The sequence below is a fragment of the Anaerobacillus sp. ABR4_321 genome (genome assembly GCF_056158505.1).
The window spans coordinates 1,242,195-1,258,529 of record NZ_JBSWTK010000001.1 but is presented as its reverse complement, the minus strand read 5'-3'; the positions used below and the strand labels follow the sequence as shown (position 1 = coordinate 1,258,529).

Sequence of the window (16,335 nt, the reverse complement as noted above, 5' to 3'; positions counted from 1 at the left end):
ATATGAAAGTGATACACCACTATTCCTCAATTAAAGGGGGATTCTTATTGTATTCGTTGACAGAATATATCATTGCTTTTATTATTTCGCTTACCGTGGCTATTATTGCCACTCCAGTTGTAAAATATGTATCGCGAAAATATAAGATTGCCGATAAACCAAATCAGAGGAAAGTTCATAAGGGTATGATGCCTTCTGCTGGAGGTTTGGCTATATTCGCCGGTGTAGCAGCTGGGTTTATATATCTTAAGCCATATTCACCTTATATGATGGAGATTATTGTTGCTGGAATTCTAATTTTAATCCTTGGTGTTTTTGACGATAAATTTGCGGTAACGCCAAAGGTTAAATTAATGGGGCAGATTATTGCTGCTATTATTGTAGCTTCCTCTGGACTTCAAGTTGAGTTTATCTCTCTTCCTTTTATAGGAAGAATCGAATTTGGATTCATGAGTTTTATTATTACAGTTTTATGGATTGTGGGTGTCACAAATTCCATTAACTTAATTGATGGTCTAGATGGACTTGCCGCTGGGGTATCCACAATAGCACTCGGCTCAATTTTAACTATGGCTGTCCTTGATAGCCAATTAGTCGTAATAGCTTTAGCTGTTATTCTAATTGGGGGGACCATTGGATTTCTGGTTTTCAATTCTCATCCTGCAAGTATATTTATGGGAGACACGGGTGCATTATTTCTAGGATATTCCATAGCAGTAATGTCTATGCTTGGTTTATTTAAAAGTGTCACTGTCTTCAGTCTTTTAATACCAATTATTATACTTGCTGTACCTATTTTTGATACATTCTTTGCTATTATACGCCGATTAATGAATAAGCAAAAAATATCAACACCAGACAAATTTCACATCCACCATTGCTTATTAGCAATTGGATTTTCACACAGAACTACAGTTATCATCATATATATGTTGAGCTTTCTATTTGGAGTCTCAGCTATAATCTTCTCAGCTTCTACCTTATGGGGCTCACTGTTTCTCTTAATCCTATTACTCCTTGTATTACAGTTCACTGTAGAGATCATTGGTGTTATTGGAAATAAGCAGAAACCAATTATCAATGCAATTAAAAAAATACTCATTTTCACGAGTATGTTAAGAAGATAAAAGCATCCGCAAACTGCGGATGCTTTTTAATTAATTAGATTTAGTTCCTGAAAGAATTTGATTAAGTTGTTGACTTATCGAAGCAACATCTTCGTCACTAGGATCAAAGTAATAAACCCCTTCAATTCGTTGGTCTGTTCCATCAAGAGTAAGACTCTCTAAGTTTGAAGAACTAATATTGGAATATTCTTTCTGTAGCGCAAAGAGCTCTGTAGGCTTTAGATTAGTCTCAATATTATTACCAATATGCTGAGCAATTTCATCTATTTTCATTAAACCTTTTGCAGAGGAAACTTCATCCATAGCTGCTTTAATAATCTGCTTTTGTCGATCACTTCTCCCAAAATCACCACGTGGATCGCTTTTTCTCATTCTTGCATATGCTAAAGCTTCTGTTCCATCTAGCTTCATAGGTCCTTCCGTAAACTCTGCTCGCCCGCCTGGTACGTCTGTATGAGCGATAAAGTCAAATGGAACATCAACCGTAACCCCACCTATTTCATCAATGACATCTTTGAATCCTTCAAAGTTTACTTTCACATAATAATCAATCGGTATTTCCAGGAAGTTTTCCACTGTATCAATCGCCATGTCAGTTCCGCCATATGCATGAGCATGATTAATTTTATCTTTAAACCCTTTTCCTACTATATCGACACGAGAGTCCCTCGGGATGCTTAACATTTTAATTTTTTTGGTTTCTGGATCAATTACTGCGACCATTAACGTATCTGTTCGTCCATTGTCTCCACCTGTTGAATAGTCTTCAATACCCATTATGAGAATTGAAATAGCATCTTTTGTAACAGCAACTTGCTCATCTCTAAGCTTTGACTTATCACCTCTAGAGAGCTCTTGGTATGACCCAGATGCCGCATCATAAGCATTATATGCGAGGTATGCACCGTATCCCACCAAGACAAGCGCTACAACTAATACAAAAGACAAAACTCTTTTAAAAACTTTCTTCTTCCTTCTTCTTTTTATCCTTGAATGCTTATTCATATTTTTTCCCCGCTTCTTGAAAACTTAAAATTCATTACCAGCTTTTATTAAAAAAGTCCGATAAAACTTAATTAGCTTCTCTTCCTCACAGGACCAATTGTAGGTTTGTTCGAATGCAGATCTAGCGTTTTCACCATACTGTTCAGTCTTTTTAGCATCGTTCAACATCTCATTAATTGCATCAGCTATACTTTTTGGTTGTAGTGGATTGACAACCAACCCGCTGTCGCTACCTTTTATAACTTTTGCATAGTGCGAAAAGTCAGATGCAATAATTGCATTGTTTGCTGCCATGTATTCAAATAATTTATTGGGCATTGCAACCAGGTGATTTGGATATGGAAGATAGGGAAGTACCCCGACTATTGAACGATCCACATATGATGAGATTTGTTCGTAGGGTACCCTACTTTTAAACATAACATTCTTACGCAGATTTAGCTCGTCGATCAGATTATGAATTTCTTTCTCAAACTCACCTGATTCAAAGCTACCTAGAAATAATAGCTTAGCATCAGGAAAACTTTTGACAGATATTCCAAATCCTTCTATAAGTTGTCTTACACCTCTTATACGTGTTATACCCCCCAGATAGATTATTTGATTTTGGTCTTTGGTCCTTTGTCTAGCTGGAAACATCTCTTTCAGTGGATAATTTTCTATTTTACAGCTGTCATATAACTCGTACCTTTTTCCGATTTCTTCAGTTGTATAAATAACACCGCTAATTTTTCTTAATGCTAATTTCTCAAAGCCGATGTAGGCATATTTCATAGGTACTTTTATTAACTTGGGAATGTATTCTCTTCCCATAATGGTATTTGGATAATGTTCATGTACATCATAAATACAAGGTTTTTTTAAAAAAGTTTCAATCATAACCCCAGTGATCATTAACTCTGGATCATGAAAATGAAAGATGTCTGCGTCTGTTTTCTTAGCCATTTCATATAATTCAAAAGCAATTAATAATCGCCTTTTTCTACTCGTCGGCCTTTTGAAAGTTATTAACTCTATATCATTCGACTCGATGCTTTCAGGCTCTGGTGCAATTAATACAACATGATATCCTGCTCTTTGTAAACTTTTGCACTGTTTGTGATAAATGCGTCCATCATAAGGAGAATGGATGGATGTAATCACACATACTTTTTTCATATTGACCAACCTTTGGATTTCTAAAATTTAGCTTTTAATAATTCAGCTAAGTTTTTGGATAACTTTTGTCTATTGTACGTCAATAGCATTTTGTTTCTAATATCTTTTTCAAGAGCCCTTAAAATGCTTGGATCATTTGCAGCTTGAACAACTACATCCGTCAAAGAAGCAGCATTTTCTGGTTCAAAATAGAGACCTGCGTTTAAGTTTTCTACTATTTCTTTTGATTCTCCACCTACCCCTAACAAGACAGGCTTATTCATAGCTAGACAATCAAATAACTTCGAAGGAATCGTTATTTCAAACAACGGGTGATTCTTTAACATAACTAAACACAAATCTGCTGCTGAATAAAAGCCTTCTAACTCATGTTTCGCTCTGCTGTCTAATATTAATACATTGTGAAGATCTTTCTCTTGCTTGAAATCTAGAAGACGTTGCTTCTCAGCCCCTTCACCAATAAGTATAAATGTAATAGAAGGAGTGTTTTTCAATCTCTCCGCTGCTTCTAAAACTGTCTCTAAACCTTGCGCGACTCCTAAATTTCCAGCATAGAGTAGAATGAACTTGTCTTCTAATCCATATTCTTCACGTACTGCTCTTCCGCTTTCAGGGTTTATTGCTTCTGTTTTTGAAGGGTCTACTCCATTAGTTATTACATCAATTTTTTCAGGAGCGATGCCTCTCTCTACTAAATATCGTTTGTATCCATGAGTTACAACGATGATATGGTCGGCTTTATTGAAAAGAAACCCTTCAAGCTTTTTAGCTAGCTTCAACATATGTTTGTTATTTATTTGCTTTAAAATTTCAGCAAAATCTACCCATAGGTCGCGTACTTCTAGAACAAATTTCGCTCTTTTTAATCTACTTAATACATAACCGCTTACTCCAGAAAACAATTGTGGAGTCGTTGCATAGATAACCTTAGGTTTCCGAACTAAGAGCCCACCAATTATAGAAGATACCATGAATGTTAAATAATTCATCATTCTTCTTAAGGAACTTTTTTTCGTATCTTGAACTACAAATGTTCTAAATACTTTTAATCCCGAGTGATTTTCTTTTTTAAAGAGCTTTCTGGAAGCAGTATGGTTTGGAAAAGCTGTAACTACCGAGACATCGCAACCTTCGTTTTGTAAATTCATCGCCATGTCAAAAGCACGTGCTTGGGCAGCACCAATTTCTGGTGGGAAATGTTGCGATATATATAAAACTTTCATAATAATCCTTCCATTATCGTAATACGACATAATCATACATATCTCATTATACTCCGTTATGTTTCGATTGAAAAGTTTGTTTGAAACTCTAGAAGTATAGACTTAATACCATTATCTTCGTAATATTACAGGTAGTTATGGGAGTTAAGAACCTAATAATGATTTCCATTTATGCACACAAAAAAATCTGGCGTATTAACCAGATTTTTTTTGTAAATCGCAAAGTAAGTTGTAATACTCTGAAACCACCTGTTGGATAGAGAAATTTTCGTTTACCTTTAGTAACCCATTCCTTATTTGTTCATCCCTCTTTGGCTTATCATCTAATATCGAATGAATAATAGAAGAACATGTTTCTAAGTCATTGGGTTCATATACAAGGTCCTTCAACTTGCCAGTATAAAGTTCAGGTATAGCACCTACTCTAGGAGCAATAGCGGGACACCCGCAAGCCATCGCTTCAATTAAACTCATGCCAAAAGATTCTCCTTTAGATGTACTGACTGTACAACCACCACTTTTAGCTACCATTGAATAGAGTTCAGGCATCTTTTCATATTCCATCCGATCAAACCAATTAACGTTAACCGACCTGCTAGCTATTTCTTGAAAGAGACTTTTCATCACCTTCTCCGAGGCAGTTTCTCCTCCAATGATCCAAAATACACAATCATCCCTCTCTTTTGAGACCAATTCTGCTAATTGTAGAAAACCTAACCAATTTTTATGTTGGTTTAATTTTCCTACCCAACAAATAATCTTCTTATTCGTAATAGGAGTGGTTGGCTTCGGATAAAAAATATCTAAGTTTAAACAGTTAGGAATTACATAAGTATTTTCCTTTGGAAGCTGATACTCATTAACAATATGTTCTTTACTATAAATAGAAGGAACGATGTATGCTCGAAATTGATCAATGGACTGCTCCTTCAAGTAGTTAAGTTTATAAGAAATCCCATGAACCTCTTGAATAAGCGGGGTTATGCACCCCACTTCTTTTAAATAGTTAGTAACTTCTTGTACATCAATAGCGATAACAATATCAAATTTCTGTTCTTCAATAAAATCTGATATTGATGAAGGGTCTGACATTACAAAAATCTTTTCATAGCCATTAAATGCTGTATATCCACCATGGTCTGATAGAAATACAAAGTATGGATCACTTACTTTGTTAAGATAAGATAATCTGTTAGCTAATTGAGTTGTTACCCCTCCAAGAAGCAAATAACGATAGACGTATAGAATCTTCATTATTTACATAACCCTCCCGCAGATGGAAGCAGTGAACTCAATAAATCACTTATTAAGATTGGCTTTTCAGGACTTTCAAAAAGAGTAGTGTCAAATCTGTAATCTTCCAAGTTATTTAAATTTAATAAGGGGATATTTAAGCTCCTCATTAGTTGTAAAGATGCATTCTCGTTACAATGGAAGGGGAGAATACCACCACTCCATTTACCTATTCTCTGTGCAGCCTCATCAAGATGAGTATACTCCCTTATAACTAACCGGTTACTTCGAATAGGGATTTTCTGAGGTGCATCATATCCAATTAATTCGATGGTGATCGATTCGTTTTGATCTAGCACTTTCTTTATACGTTCGTAATCAATAACATGGTTATTTAAATTCCCTATGTAACCAAGTAACATATTTTTATTATTTCGAACATCAATTTGATCTTTTAATAGGACCTCTCTTTCAACTGCAGAAGCAAGAACTTGATTAACTCCATTTCCACCTAATTCATTTCCTAATGCTTTCCTAATAAAATGATGGAAGTCCAGTTCATTCTTATTGATAACCTCTGGTATATAATAAATGCTCCACCTATTCCATTGTAGCCTTCCTAATAGTTTTGCAAAATAGAGCTTAGGAGAAGTTAGAAAAACGTCAGGTTGTTTAAATAATGCGATCGTTTCTTCAAATCTCTCCAAACTAAGTTGTAACAGTTGCTTCTTTCCATTATAAACGGGCCTTACTTTCGAGGTGTTATCTGATGAAACATAGACGACGCTGTATTTTTTTTCTAGCAAAGAATTTGTAAGCTGATGTGAGAAGTTGAGCCTACACTTATGATAAAAACCATCAGATGCAAGCACAACAGCAACCTTACTCTGATCTTGGATAAAAGATTTAAGTTCCACACCGTCTACCTTTTCACTATTTTCTATAAGTTCACCGGTAAACTCATCAGTAAGAGACGCAATCTCTTCTTCAGTCAGGGTAACATTTGCAACTTGATCGTCTAGCTTGGCTTTTATCATCGGTAAGTATCTCAACATTTTATAACCATCCTCAAGGCGCTTCTTTTCAGCTAACTGTTTTTTTAGTGTCGCCTGTTGGATTATATTATCTTGATATGTCTTTTTTTCGTTAATCTTATGTTGGATTGCTTCTATCAACTGTTTCTTTTGCTGATCACTATCTTGTGGATGCTTGGTCTTTCGTCCTACCCAACTAATTTGTTTGCTATCTAGTCGTTTATCAAGCTCAATGAAATTCTCAAGCAAACAAGCCCAAATGGTATCTTGGTTTTCATATGAGTTAAAAGATTGCGTTACAATAACCTTTCCATTTGGCTTTAATAGTTTCATAACAGATTCAAACTCTCCATTCTTCACTATCGAAGCAAGGGTGTTATCAATCAATATTGTATCGAAATAATTTTTAGCGTACGGTGTTTCGCTCAATACATCTCCAACCCAGAAAGTAGATTCACATGTCATTAGAAGATGTTTTCTAATACTTATTTCTCTGTTACTCGTGTATATTAAATTAACTAAATCTAAAAGGGGGTCTTGATTAATGATAGAAAGAATCCCTGGATGTTTACTTATTTGGAGAACGTGACGGCCGGAAGCTCTAGAACCTACCCATTTCAACTGATCCTGGCAACTATCGGTGATTTGCAACTGTTGATTATTAAGAAACTTTACTTGGCTTTTCAACATGTCATTCTCCTGAAAGCTGCGAATGCAGCAGATTAATATTTACTACCCATATATTAAAATTATATAGGAACAATAGTGTTCATTAAAGAATTAAGATTGATTTGTAATTTATTAGGAACTTTAGTCCTAATAATACTTTATTACTTTATAGACCATTATGTAAAAGGGCCATCGGAATAAGTTTCCGACAGCCCTTTTTATTTTATCCCCAGAATTGACGCATGATATTGTTCTTTTCGTTTTCGTCTTCAATTAGACCATCAATATATTTATTCTCAAATGATGTTGACATATTATTGGAATGGATAACCTGAACGAAGTTCCTTGCTTCCATCTTTTCATGAGGCAAATCATGAACAGAACGATGCCCTTTTACTGGATGGCGCTTCCCTTCAAGATATTCTTCTACATTATAAATCAGAGTATAAAAAGGTGGAGATTGAATCATCGCTGTCGCAACTCGATCTGAATATTCATCATAGAAATATCCATATTGATTAATTAGCGCTGCAGTTTCAGGTTTTATTTCAAGATCCTTCAAGTATTCCAAATATCCACTATGATACATATCATCGGAATCAATTCTTACGAAAAACACTTCATCGAAATCTTGAATTTCTCTTTCTAGTGTCTTGTTATAAGCGTTTTTTGGAACAAACTTGATGTTTTCCGGTAAAGGATCATGCTGTTTTAAAGCATTCAAAACATGCTCTTCAGAACGCTGATCATATTGGAGCAATGCAGTAAAGTCCTGATTCGTTTGAGCTTTAAGACTTTTACACGTGTATTTCATAAATATCCCCATACGATGGTCGATCCATTCTTTTGTTAGGCGATTGTCGTTTACATCTGTTAAAGCCCAATTGTTAAATGCGATTGGAACTAAAAGCTTACGTTTCAAGATCATCACTCTCCCGGGTATTTATTGGCTGTTTTGTGTTTTAGACTTTTCAACAATCTTTTCCGCCATCTGTTGAGCCCCATTTTCTTTCACTAGGTCAATTGCGGCATCTCTCATCTTTTGATTGTTTTCTTCATCAAGAGCTTTTTCAATTGCAGCTTCAAAATCCTCTGCACCTGGATTACTTAATACAATGGCAGCACCAGCGTTTCCAGCGATCATAGCACGAGCAACTTGGTCATCTGTCTTTGTATTTTCATTCGGAATGAGGATTGATGGAACCCCAAAGTACATAACTTCATGGAAAGTGTTATACCCTGTAGCAGTCACAATTAAATCAAACGCATTAAAATATATAGAATTCGGATAGTCACGAAGTGTCATAACACGGTCCATCTTTAGGTCCATCCGATTTCCTATAATTGATTCTCCAATAACTACAAATACATCTTCTCTCTTAAGAAGTTCATTGAGTAAGATGGATATTGTTGAATGGATATCATTGATTTTCCCTGCGCCGAGCTGGACATATATTACTTTCATGCCTTCAGGGATATTCCATTGACGACGCACACTCTCCCGGTCCTTTAACTCTGAGCGGTCCAGGTAAAGGACAGGCTCGCAATAAGTCTTCAAGCCTTCTTTTCGCATACTGTTGTCGCCACCTGCTTCACCAGGTACATATACTTCATCAAATTCCTTTTCTTTCGCTTCCACTAATTCAGCTTTTCCTTCTTTATGCTGACCACGCTTCACCCAAATCTTCCTCATACCTTCTGTTTTTCGCATAGAAGCAACGAGTCCAGCATATGGAAACGCGCCATCAAATACAATGGTTTCAGGTTGATGAATACTCATAACAGTTTCAAGGTGATCCCTCAATATTCCATTCCACTGCTTGGCGCTCATTTCTTGAGGGAAAAGCATCTTAGATGGAAGATGGTAACCAAGAAATCCTTCTTGAAGAATTAAATGCATAGCTGAACTAGTTGTGTGAAAGATAATTTTCTTTGAAGGGTCCAATTTCTTAACTCTTCTAGCAATAGCCAGAAGGCGTGTTAAATGCCCAAGTCCCGCACCATTAGTGGGTACAAACAAAATGGCATTTCCATCATCGATAGGTTCGATATTCAAAGAGCCAGAGCCATTTGACGTACGGCCTAACTTTCCACTTTTTGCATCTTTATAAATTCTTGCAAGACGCTTCGGTAAACGAATTGCTTTTCCAAAGGATTGTGATGCGCCCATAATTGCATCACCTATTAAATACCTAGCAGAAGCATGTGAATTAATATGGTTTACGATATGTTGCGCCCTATTGTATTTCCTTGTGATACGAGCAACCTGCTTATCTTTTTTCTTTGATGCAGCAGAAAGCTGATCAATCTTCTTATTAAGTTCACGAATTTGAAATTGTTGTTGAATCATCTGATCAAGTTTTTGTGCTGAAACTGCTTGTGCAATAAGATCCTCCTCAGAGGGTTGACTTTCAACTTGATCGGATTTTGATTCTGTAGCTTTAGCTTTTTGTATATGCTTTTCAAGCCTTAATACAGCTGCGAGCAAATCGCTTGTCACTTCTTGCTTGATCTTTTCTTCCGGAAGTACTGTCCTAGGCTCTCCCATGAAATAAAAATAGCTATCTTCAATACCTATAGACTTAGCTATAAAGAATTGATTCAGACTTAATACAACTTCAGAAATGTCTTCAGTAATTTCTGCTTCCATTGGAATTCTAGCCACAATTGATCCATTCAAATCATCTATAATCGTCGAATGAACTGACTTAAGAAATGCTTCCTCGAAGAAACGCTTTGTAAACGCTCCTTCAAGTAAGGTCATTTCAGACTTATAATCCTGTAATGCTTCACTATCATAGTAATTAGCTTTGGTAAGAGAAATGTTTTCTTGAATTTCATGTGGTACCGATTGATACTGTTCAAGTTTTTTCTGTAACTCTTCCTCAAAACGTACTACCTCGACAACCTTTTTATCAAGGTTCGCTAATTGTAATGAAGATTGTGTTTCCCCATATCCAGATAGCACTAGAAGGGACTTCGCTTTTTTTGCTTGATTTATAAAATTTCTATATAAGCTTCCCTCATTTATAAAAACCTCAATATGTTCTGTATAAAAGGGACTAACATCAAAATTCATCAAGTACTCTCCTTTTGGTTCGATTACTTCGGTCTAACACTTGAGTTTTCTTCAACATTTGTAGGTAGATCGAAGTTTTGCTGTCCGCCTAGAAGCGTAACTTTTCCATTCGCATCCCTATAATTCTTTGTTACATTTCGAGTATCGTAAATTAATTTGGAGCGATCGATCACGTAATCATAATCAACAGTTGTATGATCAGTTGCAATAACCACTAAATCTGCATCATCTAGATTTTGGTCGTTTAATTCAACTGAATAGACGACTTCATCTCCATTTTTAAAACTTGAAACATAAGGGTCGTGATAATACACATTTGCACCTTTATCTTCAAGAAGACGGTAAATTTCAAGAGCAGGAGATTCACGAAGGTCATCAATATTTTTCTTATATGCCATTCCGAGTATAAAGATTTTAGACCCTTTAATGGCTTTTTCATTATCGTTTAATAAGTCTGCGACTTGATTAAGAGCGTATCTTGGCATATTACCGTTCACGTCACTTGCAAGTTCAATGAACCTGTTATAAAAGTTGAACATTTTTGCTTTCCAAGACAGGTATGCAGGGTCTAATGGAATACAGTGTCCACCGATCCCAGGTCCAGGATAGAACGGCATGTAACCAAATGGCTTTGTTGCAGCAGCATCGATTACTTCCCAAGCATTGATGCCCATTCGATCGCACATCATAGTTAATTCATTCACTAGTCCAATATTTACGCTACGGAACGTATTCTCAAGAAGTTTAACCATCTCAGCAACACTTGTTGATGAAACTGGTACAATGTTTTCAAGGAAAGAGCTATAGAGAGATACACCAAGCTCAAGACAATCTTTTGTAGCCCCTCCAAGAACCTTAGGAGTATTTTTAGTATTAAACTGCTTATTACCTGGATCAACTCGTTCAGGAGAGAAACAAAGGAAGAAGTCTTTACCAGCACGGAAAGAAGTTTGTTCTTCAATCACGGCTTTAATCAGTTCATCCGTTGTACCTGGATAAGTTGTACTTTCAAGAATTACTAATGTGCCCTCACTCATATATTTCACTAATTCTTCAACAACCGCATTAATATATGAAACGTCAGGTTCTTTTGTCTTAGCTAATGGCGTTGGAACACATATGCTAACAGCATCTAGTTTAGAAATTACTGAAAAGTCATCCCCTGGGAAAAAGTTCTTTCCGACGATCGCTTCTACCTGTTCATCAGAAATATCCATTACATAACTCTTCCCGTTATTTAGGATGCCCATTTTTTCTGTACTAACATCAATTCCATAAACTTCAAAGCCCTTTTGAGCCATTTCAACAGCTAGAGGCAGTCCTACATAACCAAGCCCGATAACTCCTACGCGAGCACTACCTGTTTCAAATTTCGTTAATAATGATTCTTTCATTATAGTCACCCTTTTTATAAATGTAATAAATTCGTTTTTATTGAAGATTTACCAACTTTGTCATATTGAAACCCTGCAGCAGCAGCTTGATTTTTGTCTATAATGTTTTTAGTGTCATAAATGGAACACATTCTCATTAATGGAGCTAGTTTCGCAAGGTCTAACTCTTTATATTCATTATGATCAGTCAAGATAACAATACAATCTGAACCTTGAACAGCTTCTTCCACAGTGTCTTTTTGGTTGTCTATTCTTTTGTCCACAACATATGGATCATGAACGGTATAGTCAATGTTCATTTGTTTTAAATGCTGTAATACCGTTATAGAAGGACTTTCACGAGCATCCCCTATATTGCCTTTGTATGCTAGCCCTAGCACTGCCACTTTTGGATTTGTAATTCCTTCGAACCGATTTTGGATATGACCTGCAACGATTGAAGGAACGTTGTCATTTATAGAACGTGCCGTTTTTATTAATTCAGCTTCAACCGGACTAGCTTCCACTAAAAACCACGGATCAACAGCAATACAATGGCCGCCAACTCCTGGCCCAGGTGAATGAACATTTACTCTTGGATGACAATTCGCTAACTCCACTGCTTTCCATATGTCGCATCCTACATTCTCAGCAATCCTTGCTAGCTCATTTGCAAGTGCAATATTAACATCCCGGTAAGTATTCTCCATTAATTTTACCATTTCAGCGGTAGTGGCGTCAGTTCTATGGATAACTCCTTTGACAAATGTTTTGTAAATGTCTTCAGTTGCCAAACTTGATTCCTCGTTCACCCCACCAACGATGCGGTTATTATTAACCAACTCTTCCAGAACTTTACCTGGCAAAACTCGTTCTGGTGAGTATGCTACGTAAAGATCTTTCCCTACCTTCAGTCCTTCTGTTTCTAAAATAGGAGAGAGAACTTTTAAAGTAGTTCCAGGTGGGCTAGTTGACTCTAAAATAACAAGGTTGTTTTTTCTTAAAAATGGTTTTATCATCTTTGCTGCGGACTGGACATAATTTAAGTTTGCACTTTTATCAGGATTTACTGGGGTTGGTACTGCGATGATAAACCCATCAGCTTCCACTGGTGCTGTACCAAATGTAAGGTTACCCGAATCAATTGCTTCAACCAACATATCTTTTAGGCCAGGCTCTTCAATGTGTAATGATTTGCTTTTAAGTGTCTCAATAACTTCCTCATTCACATCAACACCATGTACCTTCACGCCATTTCTTGCAAACATAACGGCAGTTGGCAATCCAATATATCCTAATCCCATTACGACAAGTTTCATGATTATTACAGCTCCTCACTCGCGTTACTAAAGGCTCCACTTACCTTAGTAATCCTTATACTCAAGTAGAAAGTCGAGTATATATTCAATAAAGTAGATCTCTATATAGACGAGTCAATTTCCTTGATTCAAGTGGCCAATTAAGTACTTCACTAGCCGCTTTACATTTCTTCACATAATAATGATATCGCTCATCTATAGCTTGTACAGCATTTACAATTTCTTCAACATTTTCTTCAACTGCTAATCCAAAGTCATATTCGTTTAGTATATACGATTTTCCAGGATGGTTTGAAGATATGACAGGTAATCCCATCAACATGTACTCAAATATTTTATTTGGGGTAGAGTAATAATTGTTTGCACTCACGTTTTCATACATCACTAGTCCAATATCGGCCTCTTTTGTAAGTGATAAAATTTCATCAGGAGATACTTTCGGATGAAAGAAAACGCGTGTATCAAGTTTTTCTTTTTTTACTAATTCCTTAAGTTCCCCCTTAATATCTCCATCACCTAATAAAACAAGTCGATATCGATCATCTAGATGCTTCATGGCCTTTATACAAAGCTCAATGCCTCTATTTCTTGAGAATCCACCTTGATAAAGGAGAACTGTTTTATCAGTGCTAAAATCAAAAAGATGATGAAAGTAGTGATCATTCTTTTTATATTCTTCCCTAACAATGGGGATATTCTGCAAATAAATGGAGGGTAATGAACCATAACGACTCTCAAATTTTTCTATCAAGTATGGATTAACAGTAATCAACCGATCTACATGTTTTAGTAATTTCCCCTCCATAAAATAACCGAAACGACGATCTAACTGATTACGACCAGTCATTTCATTAAAAAGTTCATGCGAGTCGTAAACCAATCTGCAACGAAAATCAATTGATAGCTTTTTTCCTACTAGCAGAGTATTTAAATCATGACAGTGAACGGCATCATAAGAGGTTTCATTTAGATGACTTCTAATTTTCCGATAGAATTCATGCGAGGCATATTGATCCTTAGCTAACTTAACCAATGGATTCCTCACAATTTTTGTAAGAAGCGAAACTTTACTTGGCTGGTTACTGCTCACACTTTTCTTTGCTTGCTTTGTCGAAATGGTAAACTTGTGTATATGAATATTTTCATGAAGAAAAGGACCAGGAGTGTCATATTCGTTAATACAACAAATCGACACCCCGAACCCGTCTTCAGCTAATGCAATAGCTTCTCTTTGAACCCTTGCATCATAATCAATATCTTTAAAAAGAACCATTAGTATTTGTTTCATTTCCGCTTAGCCTTCATGAAATCGTCGTATTGTTTAACGATTTCCTCCGTCTCTCCAACTGCTTTTTGTTCACCTCTATGAATCCAAACAACTCGATCACATATTTGTTTAACAAGGCTTGAAGAGTGCGTCACCAAAATAACTGTTCGATCCTGTTTAATTTTCTCAATGATCGCATCTTTACATTTTTTTTGGAAAGCAGAATCACCTACTCCAAGCACTTCATCAATTAAAAGCGTTTCAGGATCAAGCATAATGGCAGTAGAAAATGCCAGCCTTGCTTTCATTCCAGATGAATAGGTTCGTACTGGTTTATATACAAAGTCATCTAATTCCGAGAATTCGATAATCGCATCAAGATTCTCATCGATTTTCTTTTTACTATTACCAAGTAGAAGTGCATTTAAGTAAATGTTCTCTATACCAGAAAGCTCAGGTTGGAATCCTGCTCCTAGTGAAAGAAGCATCGGACGTTTCCCTTCAACTTGAAACGTCCCTTTATCAGGCTCGATCAATCCACTCATAAGTTTAAGTAAAGTACTTTTTCCAGAGCCATTTCTCCCTACTATACCTAAAACCTCACCTTTTTTCACAGTGAAGTTCAATCCTTTCAACGCCCAGAACTCCTTACGATCCCTACTTAGTAGTCGCTTTATCGGATTATCTGAGTCTTCAGGATAAGAAACCCATATATCATTAAGTTCAATAATATCCTTTTTCAATTAAATCACCTTAGCATATTGTTTGTCGTATTTGTTAAGTATTCGAAGGCCAATGAAAAGTAATACAAGTGAAATACCTAATATGATGAATAAATTTGTCCATAATGGCTGTCCCTGGTATAGAAATACATTTCTATACGAAACAAGGAAGTTAGTGAAAGGATTCAAATACAATAGTTCTTGCAATTTTTCTGGGACCCTTTCCATTCTAAAAAGAACGGGTGATAAGTACAATAACATTCGAGAAATGTATTGCATCATGTTCTTGATATCTTTTAAGTAAACGCCAATATGTGCCATAAGAATCATAATGGCTAACAACAGCACGCCATTAAATAAAATAATAATGAAGAAGTTAAGAGCATTGATCGTCAAATCTACTCCATAGAAATATAAAAACAGCACCATCATCAAGGAACTCACAAGGAATTTAAACGTATTCACGCCAAGCCGTACAAGAATAAAAATCAGCTTAGGAACATAAACTTGCTGCAAAATTCTTGCTTTTGATGATATCGCACTTGTGGCATCAACCATACATGCCGTAGCCCACTTTAAGGGTATTAACCCAGTAAATAGATAGACAGCATAGTCTTCTCCACCTCTGCCAAGAATAACTTGAACGAGTAGATAATAAACGGCCATATATAAGATTGGATCAATTATCCACCAAAGCGTACCTAAATATGTTCTTGCAGTATTCGACTTCAACTCTGATACCGTCAGATGATACAATAAATCTTTATTATTTCGCCAATCATTGATCAATTTTTTAAACATACGTTATAAACTCCCATAACTTAGTAATACAAACGTCATAGTACATTTTATATAATTCAGCTCCTGTAGTCTACTAAAACAAAAGCGGTAACTTAACTATAAGTTAAGACTGCAAAGATTCCTATACACTTTTCGCAGTCACACCTCCTTCTTCAACCGTATTTCACAATTTGTTAATATTTGTTTCATTTGCAGTCATGAGCTTATTCTTTCATAAATAAACATGAAATTCCATCTTTTCATGTATATCGATCACAATGAAAACGATGGGCTCATTAAAACGAACAGAATAGCAGTCAATATTGAAACAAGTTCTTTTACTGGA

At 36.0% G+C, this 16,335-nt stretch carries 13 protein-coding genes; 1 reads left to right on the top strand and 12 read right to left on the bottom strand.

Annotated features, from left to right (window positions below; all coding sequences use genetic code 11):
* Nucleotides 1-47: 47 nt before the first annotated feature.
* Entirely contained in the window at nucleotides 48-1,127 is a 1,080-nt protein-coding gene (locus ACXADT_RS06540) for a glycosyltransferase family 4 protein (RefSeq protein WP_474833830.1), read from the top strand.
* 30 nt (nucleotides 1,128-1,157) lie between these two features.
* On the opposite strand, the gene ACXADT_RS06535 is transcribed toward ACXADT_RS06540, so the two are convergent.
* The 12 genes from ACXADT_RS06535 to ACXADT_RS06480 form a co-directional block, all read right to left on the bottom strand.
* On the bottom strand, nucleotides 1,158-2,132 hold the full coding sequence (locus tag ACXADT_RS06535) for an LCP family protein (RefSeq protein WP_474833828.1): 975 nt from the start codon (nucleotides 2,130-2,132) through the stop codon (nucleotides 1,158-1,160).
* 24 nt (nucleotides 2,133-2,156) lie between these two features.
* Nucleotides 2,157-3,290 (bottom strand): glycosyltransferase family 4 protein, encoded by a 1,134-nt coding sequence (locus ACXADT_RS06530; protein WP_474833826.1) that lies wholly within the window; start codon nucleotides 3,288-3,290, stop codon nucleotides 2,157-2,159.
* A 20-nt stretch (nucleotides 3,291-3,310) separates the two neighbouring features.
* A complete protein-coding gene (locus ACXADT_RS06525) occupies nucleotides 3,311-4,513 on the bottom strand; it encodes a glycosyltransferase family 4 protein (protein ID WP_474833824.1) in 1,203 nt (400 codons plus the stop codon).
* A gap of 195 nt (nucleotides 4,514-4,708) precedes the next feature.
* Nucleotides 4,709-5,767: a glycosyltransferase family 4 protein gene (locus ACXADT_RS06520; protein ID WP_474833822.1), complete on the bottom strand. Its 1,059-nt coding sequence runs from the start codon at nucleotides 5,765-5,767 to the stop codon at nucleotides 4,709-4,711.
* Entirely contained in the window at nucleotides 5,767-7,467 is a 1,701-nt protein-coding gene (locus ACXADT_RS06515) for a hypothetical protein (RefSeq protein WP_474833820.1), read from the bottom strand. The genes ACXADT_RS06520 and ACXADT_RS06515 overlap by 1 nt, the downstream gene beginning before the upstream one ends.
* A 205-nt stretch (nucleotides 7,468-7,672) precedes the next feature.
* The gene (locus ACXADT_RS06510; protein ID WP_474833818.1) at nucleotides 7,673-8,371 is read right to left on the bottom strand and encodes a glycosyltransferase; all 699 of its coding nucleotides are present in this window, start codon (nucleotides 8,369-8,371) and stop codon (nucleotides 7,673-7,675) included.
* Between the two features lie 21 nt (nucleotides 8,372-8,392).
* Entirely contained in the window at nucleotides 8,393-10,528 is a 2,136-nt protein-coding gene (locus ACXADT_RS06505; RefSeq protein WP_474833817.1) for a glycosyltransferase, read from the bottom strand.
* A gap of 23 nt (nucleotides 10,529-10,551) precedes the next feature.
* Complete coding sequence (locus ACXADT_RS06500) at nucleotides 10,552-11,922, bottom strand: nucleotide sugar dehydrogenase (RefSeq protein WP_474833815.1); 1,371 nt, start codon at nucleotides 11,920-11,922, stop codon at nucleotides 10,552-10,554.
* Nucleotides 11,923-11,936: 14 nt separating this feature from the next.
* Nucleotides 11,937-13,220, bottom strand: a complete 1,284-nt coding sequence (locus ACXADT_RS06495) for a nucleotide sugar dehydrogenase (protein WP_474833813.1) — start codon at nucleotides 13,218-13,220, stop codon at nucleotides 11,937-11,939.
* An 85-nt stretch (nucleotides 13,221-13,305) separates the two neighbouring features.
* Nucleotides 13,306-14,508 carry a glycosyltransferase gene (locus ACXADT_RS06490; protein WP_474833811.1) on the bottom strand — a complete coding sequence of 401 codons (1,203 nt, stop codon included), beginning with the start codon at nucleotides 14,506-14,508 and terminating at the stop codon, nucleotides 13,306-13,308.
* The gene (locus tag ACXADT_RS06485) at nucleotides 14,505-15,230 is read right to left on the bottom strand and encodes an ABC transporter ATP-binding protein (RefSeq protein ID WP_474833809.1); all 726 of its coding nucleotides are present in this window, start codon (nucleotides 15,228-15,230) and stop codon (nucleotides 14,505-14,507) included. The genes ACXADT_RS06490 and ACXADT_RS06485 overlap by 4 nt, the downstream gene beginning before the upstream one ends.
* Nucleotides 15,231-16,010, bottom strand: a complete 780-nt coding sequence (locus ACXADT_RS06480) for an ABC transporter permease (RefSeq protein ID WP_474833807.1) — start codon at nucleotides 16,008-16,010, stop codon at nucleotides 15,231-15,233.
* Between the last annotated feature and the right edge of the window lie 325 nt (nucleotides 16,011-16,335).